Raw genomic sequence first — 23,024 nt, forward strand, 5'->3', positions numbered from 1 at the left:
CCCCATGGCCTACAACCGACGCTCGCAGAACATCACGCAAGGCGTGGCGCGCTCGCCCAACCGCTCGATGTATTACGCGCTGGGCTATCAGAAGGAAGACTTCGACAAGCCGATGGTCGGCATCGCCAACGGCCACTCGACCATCACGCCCTGCAATGCCGGCCTGCAGCGCCTGGCCGACGCCGCCGTCGATGCGATCAAGGCGTCCGGCGCCAATCCGCAGATCTTCGGCACGCCGACCATTTCCGACGGCATGTCGATGGGCACCGAGGGCATGAAGTACTCGCTGATCTCGCGCGAGGTGATCGCCGACTGCATCGAGACCGCCGCGCAGGGCCAGTGGATGGACGGCGTGGTCGTCATCGGCGGCTGCGACAAGAACATGCCGGGCGGCATGATCGCGCTGGCGCGCACCAATGTGCCGGGCATCTACGTCTACGGCGGCACCATCAAGCCGGGCAACTGGAAGGGCAAGGACCTGACCATCGTGTCCTCGTTCGAGGCGGTCGGCGAGTTCACCGCGGGCCGGATGAGCCAGGAGGACTTCGAGGGCGTCGAGAAGAACGCGTGCCCGTCGACCGGCTCGTGCGGCGGCATGTACACGGCCAACACGATGAGCTCGTCGTTCGAGGCGCTGGGCATGTCGCTGCTGTACTCGTCGACGATGGCCAACCCGGACCAGGAGAAGGTCGACAGCGCCGCGGAATCGGCGCGCGTGCTGGTCGAGGCGATCAAGAAGGACATCAAGCCGCGCGACATCATCACGCGCAAGTCGATCGAAAACGCCGTCAGCCTGGTCATGGCGACCGGCGGCTCGACCAACGCGGTGCTGCACTACCTGGCGATCGCGCATGCGGCCGAGGTCGAATGGACCATCGACGATTTCGAGCGCATCCGCCGCAAGGTGCCGGTGATCTGCAACCTGAAGCCGTCGGGCCAGTACGTCGCCACCGATCTGCACCGCGCCGGCGGCATTCCGCAGGTGATGAAGATCCTGCTGAACGCGGGGCTGCTGCACGGCGACTGCCTGACCATCACCGGCCGCACGCTGGCCGAGGAACTGGAGCACGTGGCCGACCAGCCGCGCGCCGATCAGGACGTGATCCTGCCGATCGACAAGGCGCTGTACAAGGAAGGCCATCTGGCCATCCTGAAGGGCAATCTGGCCGAGGAAGGCGCGGTGGCCAAGATCACCGGGCTGAAGAACCCGGTCATCACGGGCCCGGCGCGCGTGTTCGACGACGAGCAGAGCGCAATGGACGCGATCCTGGCCGACCGGATCCAGGCCGGCGACGTGCTGGTGCTGCGCTATCTCGGCCCGAAGGGCGGCCCCGGCATGCCCGAAATGCTCGCGCCGACCTCGGCGATCATCGGCAAGGGCCTGGGCGAATCGGTCGGCTTCATCACCGACGGCCGTTTCTCGGGCGGCACCTGGGGCATGGTGGTCGGCCACGTCGCGCCGGAAGCCTTCGTCGGCGGCACCATCGCGCTGGTGCAGGAAGGCGATTCGATCACGATCGACGCGCACAGGCTGCTGCTGCAGCTGAACGTCGGCGACGAGGAACTGGCGCGCCGCCGTGCCGCCTGGAAGCAGCCGGCGCCCCGCTATACGCGCGGCGTGCTGGCCAAGTTCTCGAAGCTGGCGTCGACGGCCAGCAAGGGGGCGGTGACCGACTGAACCCGGACAGCGACGGGGCCGCAGCCGCTGCCGCCCCGTCCGTCGATCCAATCCGAGCCGAAGCCTGCGCGCCCGCGGGCTTCTTTTTTTGCGGCTTGCGCCGCAGCGTTTCCACGCTATTTCATTACCGCAGCCATCACGATGCCCACCTACCGTTCCAAGACCTCCACCGCCGGCCGCAACATGGCAGGCGCGCGCTCCCTGTGGCGCGCGACCGGGATGAAAGACGAGGATTTCTCCAAGCCGATCGTCGCGGTCGTCAATTCCTTCACGCAGTTCGTCCCGGGGCACGTGCACCTGAAGGATCTGGGCCAGCTGGTCGCCCGCGAGATCGAGGCGGCGGGCGGCGTCGCCAAGGAATTCAACACCATCGCGGTGGACGACGGCATCGCGATGGGCCACGACGGCATGCTGTACTCGCTGCCCAGCCGCGACATCATCGCGGACTCGGTCGAATACATGGTCAACGCGCACTGCGCCGACGCCATGGTCTGCATCTCGAACTGCGACAAGATCACGCCGGGCATGCTGATGGCCGCGATGCGGCTGAACATTCCGGTGATCTTCGTCTCGGGTGGCCCCATGGAAGCGGGCAAGACGCGCCTGGCCAACCCGGTCACCAAGGCCGTCGAGTTCAAGAAGCTGGACCTGGTCGATGCGATGGTCATCGCGGCCGACCCGGCCTATTCGGACGCCGACGTGGCCGAGGTCGAACGCTCGGCCTGCCCGACCTGCGGCTCGTGCTCGGGCATGTTCACCGCCAACTCGATGAACTGCCTGACCGAAGCGCTGGGCCTGTCGCTGCCGGGCAATGGCACGGTGGTGGCGACGCACGCCGACCGCGAGCAACTGTTCAAGCGCGCCGGCCGCCGCATCGTGGAACTGGCCCGTCAGTACTACGAGCAGGAGGACGCGCGCGTGCTGCCGCGCTCGGTGGGGTTCAAGGCCTTCGAAAACGCGATGACGCTGGATATCGCGATGGGCGGCTCGACCAACACGATCCTGCACCTGCTGGCGATCGCGCGCGAGGCGGAAATCGACTTCACGATGGCCGACATCGATCGCCTGTCGCGAGTCGTGCCGCAGCTGTGCAAGGTCGCGCCCAACACCAACAAGTACCACATCGAGGATGTGCACCGCGCCGGCGGCATCATGGCCATCCTGGGCGAACTCGAGCGCGCCGGCAAGCTGCACACCGACGTGCCGACCGTGCATGCGCCGACGCTGAAGGACGCGCTCGAGCAATGGGATATCGTCCGGACGCGGGACGAGGCGGTGCGCAACTTCTATCTGGCGGGACCCGCCGGCATTCCGACCCAGGTGGCCTTCAGCCAGAACACGCGCTGGCCCAGCCTGGACCTGGACCGCGCCGAAGGCTGCATCCGCTCGTACGAGCATGCCTTCTCGAAGGAAGGCGGCCTGGCGGTGCTGACCGGCAACATCGCCGTCGACGGCTGCGTGGTCAAGACCGCCGGCGTCGACGAGAGCATCCTGGTGTTCGAGGGCACGGCTCACGTGACCGAATCGCAGGACGAGGCGGTGGAGAACATCCTGAACGACAAGGTCAAAGCCGGCGACGTGGTGATCGTGCGCTATGAAGGCCCGAAGGGCGGCCCTGGCATGCAGGAGATGCTCTATCCGACCAGCTACATCAAGTCCAAGGGCCTGGGCAAGGCCTGCGCGCTGCTGACCGACGGCCGCTTCTCGGGCGGCACCTCGGGCCTGTCGATCGGCCACTGCTCGCCGGAAGCGGCAGCCGGTGGCGCGATCGGCCTGGTGCGCGACGGCGATCGCATCCGCATCGACATCCCGAACCGCAGGATCGACGTGCTGCTGTCGGACGAGGAACTGGCGCGCCGCCGCGCAGAGCAGGACGCCAAGGGCTGGAAGCCTGCCAAGCCGCGCCCACGCAAGGTATCTGCCGCCCTGAAGGCCTACGCCAAGCTGGTGATGTCGGCCGACAAGGGCGCGGTCCGGGACCTGTCGCTGCTGGACGATTGACCCCCACCTGCGCGCTGCAAGGCCGCTCTTCGGAGCGGCCTTTTTGTTTGCACCGGTCCGGCTGCACGAGCGGCGCGTCGTCCCGTTTCAGGCCCCGGATACCGTCCGTTCGATCAGCCTGACCATCGCGGCGCGGATCGCGGCCGGGTCGTCGCCGGCATCGATGGCGAGCGCGGCCCGGTCGAACGCCGCCGACAGCAGCGTGGCCAGCGCATCGACCGTCAGCGGCGACGCGAGCCGCTCCCCGAGCGCCGCCGCCAGACCCTCGCGCAGCGTGCGGCCCGCGTGGGCCTGATCCAGCGCCAGGCTCTCGCCGGCGCCCAGCACCGCCGGACCGTCCACCAGCAGCAAGCGCGTGCGGCCGGCGACGGTCATTGCATCGAGATAGGCCTCGCTGCCGGCGATCAGCGCCTTGCGCGCCGAGCGCGTGGCGGGTGCGGCGCGCTCGATCTCGTCGGCCACCGCCCTTGCCTCCTCCTCCAGCACCGCGCGAAATAGCGCGCGCTTGTCCGCAAAGTGGTGATAGAGCGCGCCGCGGGTGATGCCGGCGGCCGCGACGATTTCCGGCGTCGACGTGTCGGCGTACCCCTTGTCGACGAACAGCGCACGCGCGGCGGCCAGCAGGGCGCCGCGCGTGGCCTCGGTGCGTTCACGATTGGTCCGTGGTATTTTTCTTTGCATACATACAGCCTGTATGTTATAACGACAAGAAAGATACAGGCTGCATGTTAATCCAACCCGGCCTTTTCCGTTTTCCTTTTCCCTTTTGCTCGAAGGCCGCCACACCGAACGGAGTCCGTCATGAAGATCACCAGCTTCTACCCCGTCATCCAGACCGCCGATGTGGCGGCCACCGCGGCCTTCTACCAGCAGCACTTTGGCTTCAAGGCGCTGTTCTGCAGCGACTGGTACTGGCATCTGCAGGCCGCCGACGATGCGGGCGTCAATCTCGCCGTGCTCGACTACCGGCACGAGACCATCCCTTCGGGCAGCCGCGCGCCGGTGGCCGGGACCATCCTGAACTTCGAGGTGGAAGACGTCGATACGCTGTACGCGCAGCTGCAGCAGGCCGGCTTGCCGATCCGGCTGGCGCTGCGGGACGAGCCGTTCGGCCAACGGCATTTCATCACCGCCGACCCCAACGGCGTGCTGATCGACATCATCAAGCCGATTCCGCCGTCGCCCGAATTTGCCGCGCAGTACGACCCGCACGCCATGCCGGGCTGATCCGGTATCGCGGCGGTATCATGGCCCCGTGATCGGCGCCCCGGACATCCGCGGACACCCACGGACACCGGCGGCCTTCGAAACCGCAAGGAGGGACCATGAGGACAGTGATGTTGATTGGCGCGCCTACCGATGTCGGCGCCAGCACGCGCGGCGCATCGATGGGTCCGGAGGCGATGCGCGTCGCCGATGTCGCCGGCGCGCTGCTGCGCAACGGGCTCGATGTCGTCGATGGCGGCAATGTGTCCGGCCCGGCCAACCCTCTGCACGCGCCGGTCGACGGCATGCGGCATCTGGACGAAGTGGTGGCGTGGAACCGCGCCGTGTTCGATGCCTGCTACGGCTGCCTGCAAGGCGGCCGCTTCCCGCTGCTGCTTGGCGGCGACCATTGTCTGGCGATCGGATCGATCAGTGCGGCCGCGCGCCATTGCCGCGAGACGGGCAAGAAGCTGCTGGTGCTTTGGCTGGACGCGCACGCCGACGCCAATACCGGCTCCACCAGCCCCACCGGCAATATCCACGGCATGCCGGTCGCCTGCCTGTGCGGCGACGGCCCGGCGCCGTTGACCTCGCTGAGCGGGTCGGTGCCCGCGGTCGACCCGGCGCAAATCCGGCAAGTTGGCATCCGCAGCGTCGACGCCGAGGAGAAACGGCGGCTGCGGGACCTGAACCTCCAGGTCTTCGACATGCGCTACATCGACGAGAACGGCATGCGCCATACGATGCAGAACGCGCTCGCCGGCATCGACGACAACACCCACCTCCACATCAGCTTCGACGTGGACTTTCTCGACTGCAGCATCGCGCCCGGCGTCGGCACGACGGTGATGGGCGGTCCCACCTATCGCGAGACGCAGCTGTGCATGGAGATGATTGCGGACACCGGCCGGCTCGGTTCGCTCGACGTGCTCGAACTGAATCCGGCGTGCGACGTCCGCAATCAGACCGCCACGCTGATGGTCGATTTCCTCGAAAGCCTGTTTGGCAAATCGACGCTGATTCGCTAGCGAAGGGCCGGCGCACGACAGACGGCGCGACCCAGGCGCTGGCTGTGCCGCTCGCAGGCTAGCAGAGGAACACCTCATCGAGGCGCTGGGCGTATAGCACGCGACGGGCCCAATCCTCGATCTGTTCCACCGAGGCGGAAAGCACCTTGGCGGTGATGTCCTCGGCCAAGGGACCGAAGCGATGGTCGAGCTGCGTGATCAATAGCTCGGCTTTCACTTCGGCCTTGACCTCCGCTCTGACTTTGGCCTTGACCTTACGTGTGATGTCTCGCTCCAACCGGCGCGCCCACTTTCCATAGCCTTCCGACAATTCCATATCCAGCTCCATCAGGTTGTGAACTTCGTTCAGATCCAGCGCGGCGGCGCTGAAGTTGGCGGCTCGCGCCGCGATCCATGCGGTCAGCGCAGTGTCGAGCGCGGCATTGCCTTGCGCCAGTTCCCTGGCCAGCCGCAACGGCGCGAACACGGCATCGACCGTCGTTGCCTGTTCGAGCCGCATCAGCGCGGCGACCAGGTTGCGCTGCGTCGCCAGTTCCGATTCGGTATAGGCAGCACGATCGATCAGCCAGTACTGCTGGCTTGGCTGGTAAGCGGCGACGCACCCCGGTACCCGCGGGATCATCGCCGCAATGTCCGTCGGTGCCCGCCATCGCGCGGTACCGTTGTAGAACACGATCGGAAACACCAGCGGATATCTGCGCCGGCCCGTGCCGCGGCATCGCCGGCTGGCATCGCGATAGAACATGCCGACGTAGGCGAGCATGCGCGCGGCCATATGCGGGTCGTTGCTGCTCTGGAACTCGATCAGCAGATGGACCGGCTGTTCCTGATCGGGTACGCGCAGCCGCCAAACCACATCGTTCATGCCCACGCGCAGGCCGTCCGAGACGTGGTGCGTCGGCACCAATTCCATGGAGTCGAAGTCCGCCGTCTGCAGCCACGGATCCGCGATGAAGTCGCGGATCAGATCGCGGACGACCTCGCGAAAGGCGAACACCAGCTTGTACGAGGCGTCGTGATGACGGGCAGGCGTACGCGGCATGTAAGCGTTTGCCTCTTCGTCGGGCTCGCATACGTTGAGGCAAGTCGCCCCGGGCAAACGCCACGGCAAGCCGACGTCAAGACCGTCATGATCGGGCGGAATGCGGGAATGGCCGGTGGGATAGCCGACAGGACCGTACAGCGGATAGCGCCCGGCATGACCGGCAGTATGGCGGTCGACTGCGTTTCGGGCTGAATGACGCGGCGCACGCGGCCGCGACTGGCAAGCGGAGTAGTCGAGCATTTGGCAAGGACACCTGAAGGAGGGACAACGGGACACGGCGAAAGCCGATGCCGTAAGTTGCCAGCCTATTGGCTACGGTGCTTGCCTGAAATGTCGCGGAGTTAACTGGCAGGGACCACTATAGGGTGCGTTCGATAGCGGCGTTTGGAGGGGCCGTTGACGGGGCACGTTGAAGGGGCACGTTGAAGCGGTCTTTCCAGCGAGGACGAGACCGCGGATCGCAGCCCCGGCAGCAACACTACGCGGTGCCGTCGCCGCCCTGGTTGCGTTGCCCGATATCGTGGTGCGCCAGCGGATAGCCCCGCTCGCGATACTGCCGATAGCGTTCGCGCCCGGCCGCGCGATCGTCGGCGTCGCCGCCGACCACCTCGATCATGCGTTCGAAGCTGGCGAACTGCAGCGGGACCTTCGTATCCAGATTGATCAGCAGTTCGTGGTGCGGCACCGCTTCGAGCGTGGCGGCCAGCACGATCGGCGTTTCCGCCGCGTGCGGGCTGTCGAGCCCGCAGTGCGGCAGGAAATCCAGCGCCGAGAAGGTCCACAGCTGCGCATCGAGCCGCGCCAGCACCGCCGGCTCGGCATGCACGACGATCCTCTGCCCTGCTCCGTAGGCCTTGCGGATCAGCCGGCAGACATAGCCGAGCTTGTCCGGCACGTTGCTGTGGAAGTCGATGCGCGTCATGGGTGGGATATCAGCCGGCGCGGTCCATCAGGAATTGCGTCAGCAGCGGCACCGGGCGGCCGGTGGCGCCCTTGGCCGCCCCGCTCTTCCACGCGGTGCCGGCGATATCGAGGTGGGCCCAGTCGTACTTGTCGGCGAAGCGCGCCAGGAAGCAGGCCGCGGTCACGCTGCCGGCCGGGCGGCCGCCGATGTTCGCCATATCGGCGAAATTCGACTTGAGCTGGTCCTGGTACTCGTCGTCCAGCGGCATGCGCCACGCGCCGTCCATCGCCTTGCGGCCGGCCTGCAGCAGCTGGTCGGCCAGCGCGTCGCTGCGCGCGTACAGGCCGCTGTTGACGTGGCCCAGCGCGATGATGCAGGCACCGGTCAGCGTGGCGACGTCGATCACCGCCGCCGGCTTGAAGCGCTCGACATAGGTCAGCGCGTCGCACAGGATCAGGCGACCCTCGGCATCGGTGTTCAGGATCTCGACGGTCTGGCCCGACATGCTGGTCACCACGTCGCCCGGCTTGGTGGCGGTGCCGCTCGGCATGTTCTCGCAAGTCGGCACCACGGCGATGACATTGAGCCTCAGGCCCATCTCGGCCACGGCCTGCAGCGTGCCGAGCACCGAGGCGGCGCCGCACATGTCGTACTTCATCTCGTCCATGCCCTCGCCCGGCTTGAGCGAGATGCCGCCGGTATCGAAGGTGATGCCCTTGCCGACCAGCACCACCGGCGCCTGGCGCGCGCCGCCGCCGTCGTAGCGCAGCACGATGAATTGCGGCGGCTCGGCGGCGCCCTTGGTGACCGCGAGGAAGGCGCCCATCTTCAACGCCTCGATCTGCTTGCGGCCCAGCACCTCGACCTTCAGCTTGAAGCGGCGCGCGATCGAGCGCGCGGTGTCGGCCAGGTAGGTCGGCGTGCAGATATTGGAAGGCAGGTTGCCCAGGTCCTTGGTCAGCTCCATGCCGTTGGCGATCGCCACGCCGCGCACCACGGCCTGGTTCGCGGCCTTGGCCTCGGCCGCATCGACCGCCAGCACCACCTTGCGCAGGCCCAGGGCCTTGTCGTTGTTCTTCGCGCCGTTGCGCTTCAGCTCGGGATGGCGCTCCAGCAGCCGGTAGCCGGCCTCGCGGATCAGCGTGACGGTGGTGATCACGCGCCAGGCGACGTCGCGGGTCGCGGCCTCTGCGCCGGACTGCCCTGCCGCGCGGGGGGCCGGCTGCGCGAGGCACCACAGCACGTTGGCGGCACGCGTGCCGCTCAACGCACGCAATGCGGTACGTACCGCATCGGCGAATGCCTTGTCGCCGAACTCGGCCTCCTTGCCCAGGCCGACCAGCAGCACGCGGGCGGCGCCGATGCCGGCCACCTCGTGCAACATCAGCTGCGAATTGCGCTTGCCTTCGAAGTCCCCGAGCTTGATCAATCTAGCCACCAGGCCCTTGGTTGCGGCGTCCAGCGCCTTGGCAACGCCGTCCAGGCTCTGGCCCTCGAACACGCCGACCACCAGGCAGTCGGTCTTGGTCGCCAGGAAACCATTCTGGCCCGCTTTGCTCAAATCCAGGGCTTTTGTGCTAAATTCCATCGCGCTTCCTTCCAGGGGCTCGTGTAGAACGAAAGCCTCCATTATCCGCGATTTTGCTTCGCGAACTTTTGGCAGTCACTTCCGCAGCGACTGGCCGCCGCTGGCCTGCAGCGCTGACGCCGTACCCTTCGTCAGCCGCCGGCGTGCGCCGCCGCCGCGCTGGCCGGCAGCCCGGAACCGACATCGCATGATTTTTCAACAAGCCTTGCGTCGCGAGCTCGCCTACACCGCCGGCGCGGTGTTCCTGGTCATGCTGACCTTCATGCTGACCTCGCTCGTGATCCGTATTCTCGGCATGGCCGCCACCGGCCGCGCCAGCCCCAACGACGTGCTGATGCTGATCGGCCTGGCCGCCCTCGGCTACCTGGCGATCCTGCTGTGCGCGACGTTGTTCATCTCCACGCTGATCGTGCTGACGCGCTGGTACAAGGACTCCGAGATGGTGGTCTGGTTCTCGGCCGGCCTGTCGCTGCGCGACTTCATCAAGCCCGTGCTGCAGTTCGCGGCGCCGTTCGTGATATTGGCGCTGTTCCTCGGCGCCTTCGCCTGGCCCTGGGCCAACCAGCAGAGCGCGCTGTTCCGCGACCGCTTCCAGCAGCGCGGCGTGCTGTCGATGATCGCGGCCGGCCGCTTCATCGAGCCGGCCAACGGCAATTACGTGCTGTTCATCGAGAGCATCGACGGCGATATGCGCCATGCGCGCAATGTCTTCGTCGCCAATGCCGAGGCCGGCAAGATCGGCGTGGCGCTGGCCCATCAGGGCCAGTTCGAGACCATGCCCAACGGAGACCGGCTGGTGGTGATGGAGGACGGCCGCCGCTATGCGGGCACCCCCGGCAAGCTGGACTACCGCATCGTCGAGTTCGACCGCTATGCCGTCAAGGTCGACAGCAAGCCGCCCGAGAGCGACGCCAACCTGCCGGTCAAGAGCCGCGACACCATCGAGCTGCTGCGCAATCCGACCAACGAGAACCTGGGCGAGCTGATCTGGCGGCTGTCGCTGCCGATCCTCGCCTTCAACTTCGTGCTGATCGCGATCCCGCTGGCCTATGTGAACCCGCGTCTGGGCCGCTACACGCCGCTGGTGTTCGCCGTGCTGATCTACCTGACCTACAGCAACCTGATCAACCTGTCGCAGGCCTGGGTCCGTTCCGGCTCGCTGCCGTTCGGGCTGGCCTGGTGGCCGTTCCACCTGCTGGCCTTCCTCGGCGCGGTGATGCTGTTCCGCTACCGCCAGCGCTACGCCCTGGGCGGCTGGCGCGCGGTGTTCGGCCTGCGCCGCCGCACGGCGCAGGGAGAGATGGCATGAGGCTGCTGCACGTCTACGAGCGCTACTTCGGCCGGCTGATCTACGGCGTCTTTGCCTTCATCCTGTTCGCGGTGCTGGCGCTGTTCGTGTTCTTCGACATGCTCAACGAGCTGGAGAACGTGACGGGCGGCTACACCTCGCTGGTCGCCTTCTTCCACGTGGTGCTGCAGGCGCCGACCCGGATCTACGAGGTGCTGCCGATTGCGGCGCTGATCAGCGCGATCTATGTGTTCTCCCAGCTGGCGAGCCAGTCGGAGTACACCATCTTCCGCGTGGCCGGGCTCAATACGCGGCAGGCGCTGTTCTCGCTGTTCAAGCTGGCGATTCCGCTGGCGATCGCGACCTTCCTGTTCGGCGAGTTCATCGGGCCGAAGACCGAGCAGTACGCGCAGAAGGTCAAGCTCGATTCGCTGGGTGCGACGGTCTCGTCGGGCTTCCGCTCGGGTGTCTGGGTCAAGGACCGCGGCAAGGATCCGGCCACCGGCGCCGAGCTGACCCGCTTCGTCAACGTGGCGGGCCTGAAGCCGGACCAGACCATCAACGGCGTGACGATCTACGAGTTCGATCCCGACTACCGGCTCAGCGTGATCCGCGTCGCCGAGGAAGGCCGCTATCGCGGCGACCAGTCGTGGCAACTGTCCAAGGTCACCGAGACCCGCTTCGCCGAATCGCCGTCGCAGCCGGGTGCGCAGCGCGACGGACTGGCGCCCGCGTTCAGAGCCGAGCGCAAGAGCTTTCCCGACATGACGATGCATTCGGAACTCACGCCGCAGATCCTGTCGGTGCTGCTGGTGACGCCCGAGCGCATGTCGACGCTGGACCTGTTCCGCTATATCCGCCATCTGCGCGACAACAAGCAGGACACGCAGCGCTACGAGATCGCCTTCTGGAAGAAGGTGGTCTATCCGCTGACACTGTTCGTGATGATGGCGCTGGCGCTGCCGTTCGCCTATCTGCATGCGCGCGCCGGCGCGGTCGGCATCAAGGTGTTCGGCGGCATCATGCTGGGGCTGTCCTTCCACCTGTCCAACACGCTGTTCTCGCACGTGGGCCTGCTGCACACCTGGCCGCCGATCGTCTCCGCGCTGTTGCCGGGCACGCTGTATCTGCTGGTCGCGCTGACGGCGCTGCGCTGGGTCGACCGGCATTGAGCGATGGCATCGCGCGCGGACCTGTCCAGCGACAAGCCCGGCGACAAGCCGGCCCGCCAGGCGCTCGTGCTGTTCGCTCACGGCGCGCGCGATGCGCGCTGGCGCGAGCCGTTCGACCGGCTGCATGCGCGGCTGACCACGATGCTGCCCGACTGCGCGGTCAGGCTGGCCTTCCTTGAACTGATGGAACCGGACCTGCCCGACACGCTGGCGCAGCTTGCCGCGCAGGGCATCGACGACATCCTGGTGGTGCCGGTGTTTTTCGGCCAGGGCGGCCATCTGCGCCGCGATCTGCCGGCGCTGCTGGACGATTGCCGCGGGCGTCTGCCGGGCGTCCGGATCCGCTGCGCGGCGGCGGTCGGCGAGGCCGACAGCGTGCTCGACGCGATCGCGGCCTATTGCGCGGCTGCACTCGCCGACGCGGCCGTCGACGCTGCCCCCGGCCAGGATTGACGCCGCGGCGTTATCGCGCGACGACGGCTTTGGCGCCCCACTGCGTTATCGCGTCGCCACGATGAACAGCCGCGGAAACGGCAGCAGCACCACCCCATCGACCTGCGCCGGATAGGCTTGCTCGATCGCGGCCGTATAGCGCGCCAGAAAGGCCTCGCGCTGCGCCGCATCGAGCGGCTCCAGGAAAGGCCGCAGTCCCGTTCCCTTCAACCATTCGACCACCGCCGGCGCGCCCGCCAGCGTGTGGTGATAGGTCGTGCGCCAGATGTCGACGCGCGCGCAATGCGGCCGCAGCAGATCGTAGTACCAGCCCGCGGGCGGCAGCGTGGTGCGCGCGGCCGCGGCCTGCGACAGCGCCTGCGCCCACGGCCCGTCCGCCGCGACCTCGCGCATCAGCCGATGGGTCGGCTGATCGAGGTTGTCGGGCATCTGCACCGCCAGGCTGCCGCCCGGCGCAAGCCGCTGCGCCAGCGAGGGGAACAGCGCGGCGTGGTCCGGCACCCATTGCAGCGCGGCGTTGGCGAGCACCAGATCGTACGGCCCCGGATCGCGCCAGGCGCTGATGTCGCCCAGTTCAAAGCGGAACTGCGGCAGCCGCTTGCGCGCGGCGTCGATCATGTCCTGCGAGCTGTCCAGGCCGACGATCTGCGCATCGGGATAGCGCGCGGCCAGCGCCTCGGTGGAATTGCCGGGCCCGCAGCCCAGGTCGATGGCGCTGCGGACCGTCTGCGTCGGCACGGCAGCGAGCAGCTCGCGCGCCGGCCGTGTTCTTTCGTCTTCGAATTGCAGGTACTGGTTGGAGGACCAGGTCATGGCGATGGGCTCCCGGTGGTTGGGCGGTCGACGGATGCCCCAACGATACACCTCGTCCTCCGCGCCTGCAGAGGGCCGCGAGCGGGCTGCACCGGGCTGCAGCGAGCCGCAGCGCTGCCTGCCGGCCCCACCGGCTGCTGGCATAATCGCCAGCAAAAAACCAGGGAACACCATGACCACAACCCGCGCCGCGCCCCGCACCGGCCGCGTTTACCGCTACTACGATCTGGTGATGGTGGCCTTCGTCACCGTGCTGCTGTGCTCCAACCTGATCGGCGCGGCCAAGGCGGCGCAGGTCACGCTGCCGTGGATCGGCCCGGTGACATTCGGCGCCGGCGTGCTGTTCTTCCCGGTCTCGTACATCTTCGGCGACGTGCTGACCGAGGTCTACGGCTATGGACGCGACCGGCGCGTGGTGTGGGCGGGCTTCGCGGCGCTGGCCTTCGCCACCTTCATGAGTGTGGTGGTGCTGTCGATGCCGGTGGCGCCATTCATGGCCGACTATCAGAAGAGCCTGCAGGACGTGTTCGGCAACACCTGGCGCATCGCGCTCGGCTCGCTGATCGCCTTCTGCTGCGGCAGCTTCACCAACAGCTACGTGCTGGCCAAGATGAAGCTATGGACGCGCGGCCGCTGGCTGTGGACCCGCACGATCGGCTCGACGCTGGCCGGCGAACTGGTCGACTCGTCGTTGTTCTACGTGATCGCGTTCTACGGGATCTGGCCGCTGGAGAAGGTGATCCAGGTCGCAGTGGCGCAATACGTGCTCAAGACCGGCTGGGAAGTCGTGATGACGCCGGTCACCTATCGCGTGGTGGCGTTCCTGAAGCGGGCCGAGAACGAGGACTGGTACGACCACGACACCGACTTCACGCCGTTCCGGCTGCGGGTATAGCGCGGCTCCAATCGATCAGGGCACGCGCCGGTCGACTTCGTCCAGCGTCAGCGCCGCCAGGTGGCTGACGTCGGCCCATTGCGCCACGGTCAGCCGGTAGCTGTCGCTGCGCAGGCGATTGACGCTGGCATTGAGCAGTTCGTGCTCGCGCGGCGCTTCCAGCGTCATGCCGGTGGCCTCGCGATACAGGCAGTCCAGCACGCCGCCGTGCGCGACCAGCGCGATGCGCTCGCCAGGATGGCGGCGCACCAGCGCCAGCACCACCTCGACCGCCCGCTCATGAAAATCGCGCAGCGATTCGCCCTGCGGCGGTGCGTAGTCCGGCACGCGCGCCTGCCAGCGGGCAAAGTCCTCGGGCCGCTGCTGCGCGACCTCCGCATAGGTCATGCCTTCCAGCGTGCCGTAGCAACGCTCGCGCAGCCGCGGCTCGGGCTGGACCGGCACGCCGATCGCCTGCGACAGCGGCGCGGCCGTCTGCATCGCGCGCGACAGGTCGCTCGAATAGATGGCATCGATCGGCTCGCCCGCCAGCGAACCGGCCAGCGCGCGGGCCTGCGCGTGGCCGGTCTCGTTCAGCGGGATATCGAGCTGCCCCTGCAGGCGCCGTTCGCGGTTCCAGGCCGTTTCGCCGTGTCGGATCACGATCAGATGGGTGATGGCCAGCAGCGACTGCGGCCCGGGCGTGAACGTCATGCCGTTTCCTTCGCGCGCGCCGGGTGCGCGCTGATTCTTGGCTGATTCTTGGTATAGGCGGCTGCGGCGGCGTCAGGCGGCCGACTGCGTCGCCGCCAGTTTCGGATTCAGGGTATAGGTGCCGGTCAGGCTGGCCTGGTCGAGCACATGGCCTTCGATCGCCTCGCGCACCTGGGCGCCGGTGAAACGGCCCTCGAGCGGCAGGCGGTCCAGGTCCAGCGCGTAGATCGTGAACACGTAGTGGTGCACGATCGTGTCGTTCCACGGCGGGCACGGGCCGTCGTAGCCGTAGTAGTCGCCGCCCATGTCCTTGTCGCCGGCAAACCAGTTGGTGTAGTCGTTGATGCCGTGGCGCAGGCCGCCCGCGGCCGCGGTGCCGCCGGTCGCGTCCGGCCCGGGCTTGCCGCGTGCGATCACGCCGTCGCTGTGCGAGCCGGCCGAGATCGTGGTCAGGCCCGGCGGGATGTCGACCAGCACCCAATGGAAAAAGTCCACGCGCGGCAGATCCGCCGGCACTTCGCGGCCTTCCTGGTTGACGTCGTCGCCGCGGCTGGGCACGTCGGGATCGTGGCAGATCAGCACGAACGAGCGCGTGCCGGACGGTGCGCCTTCCCAGTGCAGGTCGGGATTGCGGTTGCTGGACAGCGTGACGTGGCTGGCGGCGTCCGGCACGGCAAAGGCGAACTCGCCGGGAATCGGCGCCATGTCGGCAAAGGCGTTGCTCCAGAGTCTCATGCTTGTCTCCTTGCGGTTACGGGGTGGCCGCGCGGGGCGGCGTGGATGACGATGCGGACGGCGATGGCGGCGATGGCGGTGGCACCCGCAGCCAGAACGTGACCGGACCGTCGTTGACCAGGCTGACCTGCATCATCGCGCCGAACTCGCCGGTCTGCACCTCGGGATGGGCGGCGCGCGCCCGGGCGACGAAATGCTCGTACAGCCGCCGGCCGTCTTCCGGCGAGGCCGCCGGCGTGAAGCTCGGGCGCGTGCCGCTGTTGGTATCGGCGGCCAGCGTGAACTGCGACACCACCAGCAGGCCGCCGGGCGTGCCCTGGCCGTCGATGTCGCGCACCGGCAGGTTCATCTTGCCGGCGGCATCCGAGAACACGCGATAGCCCAGCAGCTTGGCCAGCAGGCGCTCGGCCTCGCTCTCGGTGTCGCCGCGTTCGGCGCAGACCAGCGCCAGCAGGCCGGCACCGATTTCGCCGGTGACACGGCCATCGACCGTCACGCTGGCTCGCGCCACGCGCTGGATCAGGGCAATCATCGAGCCCCGCCTCAGGACAGCGTCACGCGCGCGAAACGGCGCTTGCCGACCTGGACCACATAGGTGCCGGGCTCGACCTTCAGCGCCTTGTCGCTGATCTGGGTGCCGTCGATGCGCACCCCGCCCTGGTCGATATTGCGGTTGGCCTCGGACGACGATGGCACCAGGTTGGCCTGCTTGAGCAACTGGGCGATGCCCAGCGGCGCGCCGGACAGGCTGACCTCCGGGATCTCGTCGGGCACGCCGCCGCGCGCGCGGTGGTTGAAGTCCTCCAGCGCCTTGTCGGCGTCGGCGCCGCTGTGGAAGCGCGTGACGATTTCCTGCGCCAGCATCACCTTGCAGTCGCGCGGGTTGCGGCCAAGCGCCACTTCCTGCTTCATCAGGTCGATCTCGGACAGCGGGCGGAACGACAGCAATTCGTAGTAGCGCCACATCAGATCGTCCGAGATACTCATCAGCTTGCCGAACATCTCGCTGGGCGGCTCCGTCACACCGACGTAGTTGCCCTTGGACTTGGACATCTTCTCGACGCCGTCCAGGCCGACCAGCAGCGGCATGGTCAGAATGCACTGCGGCTCCTGGCCGTATTCCTTCTGCAGTTCGCGGCCGACCAGCAGATTGAACTTCTGGTCGGTACCGCCCAGCTCGAGATCGGACTTCAATGCTACTGAGTCGTAGCCCTGCATCAGGGGGTAAAGGAACTCATGGACCGAAATCGGAATCCCAGACCGGTAGCGTTTGGTGAAGTCGTCGCGCTCCATCATGCGGGCGACGGTGTACTTGGCGGCGAGCTGGATCATGCCGCGCGCGCCCAACGGGTCGCACCACTCGCTGTTGTAGCGGATCTCGGTCTTCGACGGGTCGAGCACCAGGCTGGCCTGGCGGTAATAGGTCTGCGCGTTGGCTTCGATCTGTTCGCGCGTCAGCGGCGGCCGGGTGCTGTTGCGGCCGGACGGATCGCCGATGGTCGAGGTGAAGTCGCCGATCAGGAAGATGACCTGATGGCCGAGGTCCTGCAGCTGGCGCATCTTGTTGAGCACCACCGTGTGCCCGATGTGGATGTCCGGCGCGGTCGGATCCAGCCCCAGCTTGATCCGCAACGGCACGCCGGTGGCCTCGCTACGCGCCAGCTTCTGCAGCCATTCGGATTCGATCAGCAGTTCGTCGCAGCCGCGCCTGGACACTTCCAGCGCGTGCATCACGGACGGTGTCAAGGGGTAGGAGGTCGCGGCGCCGGAGGATACGTCGGTCATGACTTAAGTCGTTGAAATACATGAACATTCGGGCGGACACCGGGGAACTTTTTGGTATAATCCGCCGATTCGGCCAGCCGGGAGCCATCCCGTCGGCCAACCGCCATTGTAGGCGGCAAACGAAAGACAGCCCGCGCCGCACCTCGGGGGAGGAAGGCAGACACGCACAGATCGTCGCGGCAGCGGAGCCCGAACCAAGGCAGAATTTTACGTGATGTGGTCCAGACTCCGCGAAGTTTTCGCGCGTGAGCTCGTGGTGCTCGTCGATCCGACCCATGCGCTGCATGCGCGCCGCCGCAAGCAGTTGACGGCTTCGGTCGCGACCGTCTTTACGCTCGGCATGGCCGCGGCCATGGGCGTCGCACCGCGCACCGCCTACGACGATCCCGACGCGCCCCGCGTGGTCCAGGGCATGCGCCTGCCCGACCTGCGCGACCAGCTCGAGCGGCTGACCGATACCAGCGCCACCTTCGTGCGCCAGGAGCGCATGCAGCGCGGCGACACCATCGCCACGCTGCTCAAGCGCCTCGGCGTCGACGACCCCGACGCGCAGGCCTTCATCCACAAGAACCCGACCGCGCGTGGCCTGTTCAAGCTCGAACCGGGCCAGATCGTGCAGGCGGAGGTCGACCAGAGCAATCTGCTGGTGTCGCTGCAGGCCAATCTGGGCGGCGACGTGTCGATCTCGCGCCAGCTGGTGATCGAGCGCGCCGGCGATCTGGCCGATCCGGACTACAAGGCACGCATCGAGGTCGTCAAGAACGAGCTGCACTACGAGATGGGCTCGGGCACGATCGGCACCGGCGGCTTCTTCAAGGCGATGGATGCGGCCAACGTGCCGGACGAGGTGGTCGACCAGATGATCTCGATCTTCTCGGGCGTGATCGACTTCCACCACGACATCGTCAAGGGCGACCGCTTCCGCATCGTCTACGAATCGGGCTATCGCGACGGCGCGTTCGTGCGCAACGGCCGCGTGGTCGCGATCGAACTGATCAACCGCAATCAGCTGCACCAGGCGCTGTGGTACGCGCCGGACGGCAAGAACGGCGCCTACTACACCTTCGACGGACGCAGCATGAAGCGGCCGTTCCTGCGTTCGCCGGTCGAGTTCTCGCGGATGTCGTCGGGCTTCGGCGGCCGCGACCACCCGCTGCACCACCAGTGGCAGCAGCACAAGGGCGTGGATTTCGCCGCGCCGACCGGCACCAAGGTCTTCGCCACCGGCGACGGGGAAGTCGATTTCGTCGGCCAGCAGAACGGCTACGGCAATATCGTCGTCATCAGGCACCACAACGGCTACTCGACCTATTACGCGCATCTGTCGCGCTTTGCCGGCATCCAGCAAGGCCAGCGCGTGATGCAGGGGCAGCTGATCGGCTACGTCGGCTCGACCGGCTGGGCCACCGGTCCGCACCTGCACTACGAGTTCCGCCACAACGACGTGCCTCAGAACCCGTTGACGATCACGCTGATGGAATCGCCGGCGCTGACCGGCCGCGCGCGCCAGCAGTTCCTGAGCTACACCAGCGACATGCTGAGCCGGATCAACGCGCTGCGCACCTACAACGTCGCCTCCAACGGCAACTGACGCGGCACCGAGCGCACCGCCCCACGCCGCGATGTCCGCCACGCGCCCCGAACTCCTGATCGGCCTGATGTCCGGCACCAGCATGGACGGGGCCGACGGCGTGCTGGTGGACTTCGCCGGGGCGCAGCCCCGCGTCCTCGCGGCCAGCCATCAACCCTTCCCCGACAGCCTGCGCGCCGCCTTCGGCGCGCTGCAACAGCCCGGCGACGACGAGATCCATCGCGAGGCACTGGCCGCCAATGTGCTGGCGCGCGTCTATGCCGACTGCGTCGCCGCGCTGCTGCGCGAAGCCGAGGTGCCAGCCGACGCGATCGCCGCGATCGGCGCACATGGCCAGACCATTCGCCATCGTCCCGGCCGTTACGACGGCATCGGCTATACACGGCAGAGCCAGCATCCCGCGCTGCTGGCCGAGCTGACCGGCATCGACGTGATCGCCGATTTCCGCAGCCGCGATATCGCCGCGGGCGGACAAGGCGCGCCGCTGGTGCCGGCCGTGCACCACGCGCTGTTCGGCCTGGCGGGCGAGACCCGCGTGGTCTGCAATATCGGCGGCATCTCCAATATCAGCGTGCTGCCGGGCGACGGCGAGCCGGTGATCGGCTTCGACTGCGGCCCCGGCAATGCGCTGCTGGACCACTGGATTGCCCGCCATCGCGGCCTTCCCTTCGACGCCAACGGCGACTGGGCGGCAGGCGGCCGCATCGACGAGGCGCTGCTGGCGCGGCTGCTCGACGAGCCGTATTTCAAGCAGCCTCCTCCCAAGAGCACCGGCCGCGACCTGTTCCATCCGGCCTGGCTCGACGCGCAGCTGCAGGGCACCGAACGCGATCCGCAACACGTGCAGGCGACGCTGGCGGCGCTGACGGCCGAGGCCATCGCCGGAGACATCCGCCACTACGCGCCGGATACGCGCCGCCTGATCGTCTGCGGCGGCGGCGCCTGCAACGGCTTCGTGATGGCGCGCCTGGCGGCCGCGTTGCCCGGCGTCACGGTACAGACGTCGGACGACTTCGGCGTACCGGTCTCCCAGGTCGAGGCGCTCGCCTTTGCCTGGCTGGCGCGCCAATGCCTGCGCCGCGAGCCGGGCAATATGCCGACCGTGACGGGCGCCGCCGGCCCGCGCGTGCTCGGCGCGATCTATCCGCGCTGAGGCGCTGCCTTCTGCTGGCTGACTGGCCACCCTGTGCAGGGTGAGATACTGTCGTGACCGCCCACACCAATAAAGAGGGGGAGTAGCGATGGAGATCAGCATCACACAGATCGAGGCCTACCAGCGCGACGGCGCGCTGGTTCTGCGCGGGGCCTTCACGGACTGGGTCGAGCGGCTGCGCGAAGGGTTCGAGCAGAACCTCGCCGCGCCGGGGCCGTTTGCCATCGAAAACGTACGCAGCGGCGAGAGCGGCCGCTTCTTCGAGGACTACTGCAACTGGCAGCGCATCCCCGCCTTCGCGGCCTTCATGCGGGAATCGCCGGCGGCCGCGATCGCGGGGCAGCTGATGCGCTCGCAGGCGGCGCAGGTGTTCCACGAGCACATCCTCGTCAAGGAACCGGGCACGGCAAAGCCGACGCCCTGGCACCAGGACCTGCCCTATTACTGCGTCGACGGCAGTCAGACCGCCAGCTACTGGATCCCGCTGGACCCGGTCACGACGGCCAACACGCTGCACGTGGTACTCGGCTCGCATCGCTGGCCCAAGCTGGTGCGGCCCAAGCGCTGGGCCAGCAACGATAACTTCTATGCCGGCGACGACGCCTTCATGGAGATGCCGGACGTCGAGGATGGCTTGCACCGGATCCTGACGCCGGAACTTGAGCCGGGCGACGCGGTGGTGTTCGACTTCCGCACCGTGCATGGCGCCGCCGGCAATACCGGCAGCGGACGCCGGCGGGCCTTTTCGGCGCGCTTTCTCGGCGATGACGTGCGCTATGTCGAGCGGCCCGGGCGCACGTCGCCGCCCTTCCCGGGCATCGGGCTGGCCGATGGGGACCGTATGCGGGAGGACTGGTTTCCGGTGGTGTGGCGGGCGGTGTAGTAAGGCCCGCGAACACGGTCAACAAGGCAACAAAAAAGCGCACCCGAGGGTGCGCTTTTCGCTGAGGCGGACTGCGTCAGACCGAGAACGACGAGCCGCAACCGCAGGTGGTCGTGGCGTTCGGGTTCTTGATCACGAACTGGGCGCCGTTGATGTCTTCCTTGTAATCGATCTCCGCGCCGACCAGATATTGGTAGCTCATCGAATCGATCAGCAGCGTGACGCCGTTCTTGACCATCGTGGTGTCGTCTTCATTCACTTCCTCGTCGAAAGTGAAGCCGTACTGGAAGCCGGAACAACCGCCGCCCTGCACGAAGACGCGCAGTTTCAGATCGGCATTGCCCTCTTCCTCGATCAACTGCTTGACCTTGTCGGCGGCGCTGTCGGTAAAGACGAACGGGGCCGGCACGTCCTCGGTAATGGGTGCCTCTGCGACTGCGTTCATGGGGTTCTCCTATTTAGATACGCCGGTATTCTAAGCGCACTGGAAAGATCGTGCCGATCCCCCATCGATTCAAGGGGCTCTGTGCACGCGCATTTCCGCATTTCCGGTACGCGCGGCCTCAGGCGCTTTCCTCGCTGCCTGCGGCCAGTTTCAGGTTGGGCAGCGCCTTGGGCTCGGTGTTCCCGAGCGGGACCAGACGGCCCTCGACAATCGCCCCCTGGTGCATTTCCAGCGCCGCGTAGTGCACTTCGCCTTGCACGCGGGCCTGCGGCTGCAATTCCAGCAGCTCGGCGGCATGCACCGGCCCGGTCACGGTGCCGTTGAGCACCAGGTGGCCGACCTTGACCTCCCCTTCGACCACGCCGGTCTCGCTGACGACCAGCATGCTGGGCTGCCCGGCCACGGCCAGCACGTTGCCGCGCACGCGGCCATCGAGGCGCAGGCCGCCCGAGAAGTGCAGGTCGCCTTCGACGACGGTCTGGCGACCGATCAGGGTGTCGATCGTCAACCCTTTCTTCTTCGAAAACAGCATCGCGGCCTCACTGGGAAACTTGGGAAAGCGCCATTGTATCCATGACGATGCATTGTGCGGCCAACTGCCCGTCCCACCGTGATGTCGCAACAACGCTCCAGGCGATGACACCTCCCAAAACAAAAACCGCACGACTGGCGTGCGGTTTTTGCTGGCTGCGCAAGCTGGGACAGGATCCCGGCTTGCCCGGCGCATCAACGCTTCGAGAACTGCTTGCGACGACGTGCCTTGTGCAGACCGACCTTCTTACGCTCGACTTCACGCGCATCGCGGGTGACGAAGCCGGCCTTGGACAGCGCGGACTTCAGCGTGGCGTCATAGTCGATCAGCGCGCGGGTGATGCCGTGGCGCACCGCACCGGCCTGGCCGGTTTCGCCGCCGCCGGTCACGTTGACCTTGATGTCGAAGGTCTGCGCGTGAGCGGTCAGCTCGAGCGGCTGGCGCACGATCATCAGCGAGGTTTCGCGAGCGAAGTACTCGTTGATGGGCTTGCCGTTGACGACGATGTCGCCCTTACCCGACTTGATGAAGACACGTGCCACAGCGCTCTTGCGGCGGCCAGTACCGTAATTCCAATTTCCGATCATGGATGGCCCCCTTAGATTTCCAGCGCCTTGGGCTGCTGCGCTTCATGCGGATGCTCGGCTTCGGCGTAAACCTTCAGCTTCTTGATCATCGCATAGCCCAGCGGACCCTTCGGCAGCATGCCCTTGACAGCCTTTTCCAGGGCGCGGCCCGGGAAACGCTGTTGCATCTTGCCGAACGTGGTTTCGTAGATACCGCCCGGGTAGCCCGAGTGACGGTAGTACTTCTTGTCGGTTTCTTTCGTGCCGGTGACACGCAGTTTGGCCGCGTTGACGACGATGATGTAGTCGCCCGTGTCGACGTGCGGAGTAAATTCCGGCTTGTGTTTGCCGCGCAGACGGCGTGCCACTTCGCTGGCGACACGGCCGAGGACTTTGTCCGTCGCGTCAATCACGAACCAGTCGCGCTTTACCTCATGAGGCTTGGCGGAAAAGGTTTTCATGATCTTTCCTGAGACTTGTAGAACCTGCCCGTAACATGACTTGCGTCGTCGGCCGGCCCTTTGGACCTGACCTTCCTGCTTGTGTGTGCAGGCTCTCCCTGAGTTCTTC

General features: G+C 66.9%; 24 protein-coding genes. 11 read left to right on the forward strand and 13 right to left on the reverse strand.

Annotated features, from left to right (window positions below):
• Positions 1-4: 4 nt before the first annotated feature.
• Complete coding sequence (ilvD, locus tag J5T34_RS02145; protein WP_208578251.1) at positions 5-1,678, forward strand: dihydroxy-acid dehydratase; 1,674 nt, start codon at positions 5-7, stop codon at positions 1,676-1,678.
• 141 nt (positions 1,679-1,819) lie between these two features.
• Positions 1,820-3,679: a dihydroxy-acid dehydratase gene (gene ilvD, locus J5T34_RS02150; RefSeq protein WP_174106834.1), complete on the forward strand. Its 1,860-nt coding sequence runs from the start codon at positions 1,820-1,822 to the stop codon at positions 3,677-3,679.
• Positions 3,680-3,766: 87 nt separating this feature from the next.
• Here ilvD (J5T34_RS02150) and J5T34_RS02155 read toward each other — a convergent pair whose 3' ends face one another.
• The gene (locus tag J5T34_RS02155) at positions 3,767-4,360 is read right to left on the reverse strand and encodes a TetR/AcrR family transcriptional regulator (RefSeq protein WP_208578253.1); all 594 of its coding nucleotides are present in this window, start codon (positions 4,358-4,360) and stop codon (positions 3,767-3,769) included.
• 120 nt (positions 4,361-4,480) lie between these two features.
• Between J5T34_RS02155 and J5T34_RS02160 the strand changes: the two genes are divergently transcribed.
• A complete protein-coding gene (locus tag J5T34_RS02160; protein ID WP_208578256.1) occupies positions 4,481-4,906 on the forward strand; it encodes a VOC family protein in 426 nt (141 codons plus the stop codon).
• A 98-nt stretch (positions 4,907-5,004) separates the two neighbouring features.
• Positions 5,005-5,913 (forward strand): arginase, encoded by a 909-nt coding sequence (gene rocF / locus J5T34_RS02165; protein WP_208578257.1) that lies wholly within the window; start codon positions 5,005-5,007, stop codon positions 5,911-5,913.
• 58 nt (positions 5,914-5,971) lie between these two features.
• Here the strand turns inward: rocF and J5T34_RS02170 are convergent, their stop codons facing one another.
• From J5T34_RS02170 to J5T34_RS02180, 3 genes are all read right to left on the reverse strand, one after another.
• The gene (locus J5T34_RS02170; RefSeq protein WP_208578258.1) at positions 5,972-7,198 is read right to left on the reverse strand and encodes an Rpn family recombination-promoting nuclease/putative transposase; all 1,227 of its coding nucleotides are present in this window, start codon (positions 7,196-7,198) and stop codon (positions 5,972-5,974) included.
• Between the two features lie 238 nt (positions 7,199-7,436).
• A complete protein-coding gene (locus J5T34_RS02175) occupies positions 7,437-7,880 on the reverse strand; it encodes a DNA polymerase III subunit chi (protein WP_208578259.1) in 444 nt (147 codons plus the stop codon).
• A gap of 10 nt (positions 7,881-7,890) precedes the next feature.
• A complete protein-coding gene (locus J5T34_RS02180) occupies positions 7,891-9,450 on the reverse strand; it encodes a leucyl aminopeptidase (RefSeq protein WP_208578260.1) in 1,560 nt (519 codons plus the stop codon).
• Positions 9,451-9,637: 187 nt separating this feature from the next.
• Between J5T34_RS02180 and lptF the strand changes: the two genes are divergently transcribed.
• From lptF to J5T34_RS02195, 3 genes are read left to right on the forward strand one after another with little or no spacing between them, the layout of a single operon-like run.
• Positions 9,638-10,759, forward strand: a complete 1,122-nt coding sequence (lptF, locus tag J5T34_RS02185; protein WP_208578262.1) for an LPS export ABC transporter permease LptF — start codon at positions 9,638-9,640, stop codon at positions 10,757-10,759.
• Positions 10,756-11,910 carry an LPS export ABC transporter permease LptG gene (gene lptG / locus J5T34_RS02190; protein ID WP_208578264.1) on the forward strand — a complete coding sequence of 385 codons (1,155 nt, stop codon included), beginning with the start codon at positions 10,756-10,758 and terminating at the stop codon, positions 11,908-11,910. The genes lptF and lptG overlap by 4 nt, the downstream gene beginning before the upstream one ends.
• A gap of 3 nt (positions 11,911-11,913) precedes the next feature.
• Positions 11,914-12,363: a sirohydrochlorin chelatase gene (locus J5T34_RS02195; protein WP_208578266.1), complete on the forward strand. Its 450-nt coding sequence runs from the start codon at positions 11,914-11,916 to the stop codon at positions 12,361-12,363.
• A gap of 45 nt (positions 12,364-12,408) precedes the next feature.
• On the opposite strand, the gene tam is transcribed toward J5T34_RS02195, so the two are convergent.
• Positions 12,409-13,176 (reverse strand): trans-aconitate 2-methyltransferase, encoded by a 768-nt coding sequence (gene tam / locus J5T34_RS02200; RefSeq protein WP_208578268.1) that lies wholly within the window; start codon positions 13,174-13,176, stop codon positions 12,409-12,411.
• Positions 13,177-13,348: 172 nt separating this feature from the next.
• On the opposite strand from tam, the gene J5T34_RS02205 reads away from it, so the two are divergent.
• Positions 13,349-14,071: a queuosine precursor transporter gene (locus J5T34_RS02205; RefSeq protein ID WP_208578270.1), complete on the forward strand. Its 723-nt coding sequence runs from the start codon at positions 13,349-13,351 to the stop codon at positions 14,069-14,071.
• A 15-nt stretch (positions 14,072-14,086) separates the two neighbouring features.
• Here the strand turns inward: J5T34_RS02205 and J5T34_RS02210 are convergent, their stop codons facing one another.
• The 4 genes from J5T34_RS02210 to tyrS form a co-directional block, all read right to left on the reverse strand.
• Positions 14,087-14,764: a histidine phosphatase family protein gene (locus tag J5T34_RS02210; RefSeq protein ID WP_208578272.1), complete on the reverse strand. Its 678-nt coding sequence runs from the start codon at positions 14,762-14,764 to the stop codon at positions 14,087-14,089.
• 72 nt (positions 14,765-14,836) lie between these two features.
• On the reverse strand, positions 14,837-15,499 hold the full coding sequence (locus J5T34_RS02215) for a YbhB/YbcL family Raf kinase inhibitor-like protein (protein ID WP_208578274.1): 663 nt from the start codon (positions 15,497-15,499) through the stop codon (positions 14,837-14,839).
• Positions 15,500-15,515: 16 nt separating this feature from the next.
• Positions 15,516-16,031 (reverse strand): D-aminoacyl-tRNA deacylase, encoded by a 516-nt coding sequence (dtd, locus tag J5T34_RS02220; protein ID WP_208578282.1) that lies wholly within the window; start codon positions 16,029-16,031, stop codon positions 15,516-15,518.
• 11 nt (positions 16,032-16,042) lie between these two features.
• Positions 16,043-17,284 (reverse strand): tyrosine--tRNA ligase, encoded by a 1,242-nt coding sequence (tyrS, locus tag J5T34_RS02225; protein WP_208578284.1) that lies wholly within the window; start codon positions 17,282-17,284, stop codon positions 16,043-16,045.
• Positions 17,285-17,498: 214 nt separating this feature from the next.
• Between tyrS and J5T34_RS02230 the strand changes: the two genes are divergently transcribed.
• The 3 genes from J5T34_RS02230 (at position 17,499) to J5T34_RS02240 (ending at position 20,911) form a co-directional block, all read left to right on the forward strand.
• Positions 17,499-18,875: a M23 family metallopeptidase gene (locus J5T34_RS02230; RefSeq protein ID WP_208578286.1), complete on the forward strand. Its 1,377-nt coding sequence runs from the start codon at positions 17,499-17,501 to the stop codon at positions 18,873-18,875.
• Positions 18,876-18,906: 31 nt separating this feature from the next.
• A complete protein-coding gene (locus J5T34_RS02235; RefSeq protein WP_208578289.1) occupies positions 18,907-20,028 on the forward strand; it encodes an anhydro-N-acetylmuramic acid kinase in 1,122 nt (373 codons plus the stop codon).
• An 88-nt stretch (positions 20,029-20,116) separates the two neighbouring features.
• Positions 20,117-20,911, forward strand: a complete 795-nt coding sequence (locus J5T34_RS02240; protein WP_208578294.1) for a phytanoyl-CoA dioxygenase family protein — start codon at positions 20,117-20,119, stop codon at positions 20,909-20,911.
• Positions 20,912-20,987: 76 nt separating this feature from the next.
• Here the strand turns inward: J5T34_RS02240 and erpA are convergent, their stop codons facing one another.
• From erpA to rplM, 4 genes are all read right to left on the reverse strand, one after another.
• A complete protein-coding gene (gene erpA / locus J5T34_RS02245) occupies positions 20,988-21,356 on the reverse strand; it encodes an iron-sulfur cluster insertion protein ErpA (protein WP_006576927.1) in 369 nt (122 codons plus the stop codon).
• Between the two features lie 118 nt (positions 21,357-21,474).
• Positions 21,475-21,888, reverse strand: coding sequence for a bactofilin family protein (locus tag J5T34_RS02250; protein ID WP_174106853.1), 414 nt, complete (start codon positions 21,886-21,888; stop codon positions 21,475-21,477).
• A gap of 194 nt (positions 21,889-22,082) precedes the next feature.
• Positions 22,083-22,475, reverse strand: a complete 393-nt coding sequence (gene rpsI, locus J5T34_RS02255; protein ID WP_006576929.1) for a 30S ribosomal protein S9 — start codon at positions 22,473-22,475, stop codon at positions 22,083-22,085.
• 11 nt (positions 22,476-22,486) lie between these two features.
• Positions 22,487-22,915 (reverse strand): 50S ribosomal protein L13, encoded by a 429-nt coding sequence (rplM, locus tag J5T34_RS02260; RefSeq protein ID WP_006576930.1) that lies wholly within the window; start codon positions 22,913-22,915, stop codon positions 22,487-22,489.
• Positions 22,916-23,024 lie beyond the last annotated feature (109 nt).

Source organism: Cupriavidus gilardii (genome assembly GCF_017598945.1).
GTDB classification, from domain to species: Bacteria; Pseudomonadota; Gammaproteobacteria; order Burkholderiales; family Burkholderiaceae; genus Cupriavidus; species Cupriavidus gilardii_E.

What these genes read in the sequence shown, in the direction of transcription:
- ilvD (WP_208578251.1), top strand. Translation starts at nt 5, where the DNA reads ATGGCCTACAACCGACGCTCGCAGAACATCACGCAAGGCGTGGCGCGC.
- ilvD (WP_174106834.1), top strand. Translation starts at nt 1,820, where the DNA reads ATGCCCACCTACCGTTCCAAGACCTCCACCGCCGGCCGCAACATGGCA.
- J5T34_RS02155 (WP_208578253.1), bottom strand. Translation starts at nt 4,360, where the DNA reads ATGCAAAGAAAAATACCACGGACCAATCGTGAACGCACCGAGGCCACG.
- J5T34_RS02160 (WP_208578256.1), top strand. Translation starts at nt 4,481, where the DNA reads ATGAAGATCACCAGCTTCTACCCCGTCATCCAGACCGCCGATGTGGCG.
- rocF (WP_208578257.1), top strand. Translation starts at nt 5,005, where the DNA reads ATGAGGACAGTGATGTTGATTGGCGCGCCTACCGATGTCGGCGCCAGC.
- J5T34_RS02170 (WP_208578258.1), bottom strand. Translation starts at nt 7,198, where the DNA reads ATGCTCGACTACTCCGCTTGCCAGTCGCGGCCGCGTGCGCCGCGTCAT.
- J5T34_RS02175 (WP_208578259.1), bottom strand. Translation starts at nt 7,880, where the DNA reads ATGACGCGCATCGACTTCCACAGCAACGTGCCGGACAAGCTCGGCTAT.
- J5T34_RS02180 (WP_208578260.1), bottom strand. Translation starts at nt 9,450, where the DNA reads ATGGAATTTAGCACAAAAGCCCTGGATTTGAGCAAAGCGGGCCAGAAT.
- lptF (WP_208578262.1), top strand. Translation starts at nt 9,638, where the DNA reads ATGATTTTTCAACAAGCCTTGCGTCGCGAGCTCGCCTACACCGCCGGC.
- lptG (WP_208578264.1), top strand. Translation starts at nt 10,756, where the DNA reads ATGAGGCTGCTGCACGTCTACGAGCGCTACTTCGGCCGGCTGATCTAC.
- J5T34_RS02195 (WP_208578266.1), top strand. Translation starts at nt 11,914, where the DNA reads ATGGCATCGCGCGCGGACCTGTCCAGCGACAAGCCCGGCGACAAGCCG.
- tam (WP_208578268.1), bottom strand. Translation starts at nt 13,176, where the DNA reads ATGACCTGGTCCTCCAACCAGTACCTGCAATTCGAAGACGAAAGAACA.
- J5T34_RS02205 (WP_208578270.1), top strand. Translation starts at nt 13,349, where the DNA reads ATGACCACAACCCGCGCCGCGCCCCGCACCGGCCGCGTTTACCGCTAC.
- J5T34_RS02210 (WP_208578272.1), bottom strand. Translation starts at nt 14,764, where the DNA reads ATGACGTTCACGCCCGGGCCGCAGTCGCTGCTGGCCATCACCCATCTG.
- J5T34_RS02215 (WP_208578274.1), bottom strand. Translation starts at nt 15,499, where the DNA reads ATGAGACTCTGGAGCAACGCCTTTGCCGACATGGCGCCGATTCCCGGC.
- dtd (WP_208578282.1), bottom strand. Translation starts at nt 16,031, where the DNA reads ATGATTGCCCTGATCCAGCGCGTGGCGCGAGCCAGCGTGACGGTCGAT.
- tyrS (WP_208578284.1), bottom strand. Translation starts at nt 17,284, where the DNA reads ATGACCGACGTATCCTCCGGCGCCGCGACCTCCTACCCCTTGACACCG.
- J5T34_RS02230 (WP_208578286.1), top strand. Translation starts at nt 17,499, where the DNA reads ATGTGGTCCAGACTCCGCGAAGTTTTCGCGCGTGAGCTCGTGGTGCTC.
- J5T34_RS02235 (WP_208578289.1), top strand. Translation starts at nt 18,907, where the DNA reads ATGTCCGCCACGCGCCCCGAACTCCTGATCGGCCTGATGTCCGGCACC.
- J5T34_RS02240 (WP_208578294.1), top strand. Translation starts at nt 20,117, where the DNA reads ATGGAGATCAGCATCACACAGATCGAGGCCTACCAGCGCGACGGCGCG.
- erpA (WP_006576927.1), bottom strand. Translation starts at nt 21,356, where the DNA reads ATGAACGCAGTCGCAGAGGCACCCATTACCGAGGACGTGCCGGCCCCG.
- J5T34_RS02250 (WP_174106853.1), bottom strand. Translation starts at nt 21,888, where the DNA reads ATGCTGTTTTCGAAGAAGAAAGGGTTGACGATCGACACCCTGATCGGT.
- rpsI (WP_006576929.1), bottom strand. Translation starts at nt 22,475, where the DNA reads ATGATCGGAAATTGGAATTACGGTACTGGCCGCCGCAAGAGCGCTGTG.
- rplM (WP_006576930.1), bottom strand. Translation starts at nt 22,915, where the DNA reads ATGAAAACCTTTTCCGCCAAGCCTCATGAGGTAAAGCGCGACTGGTTC.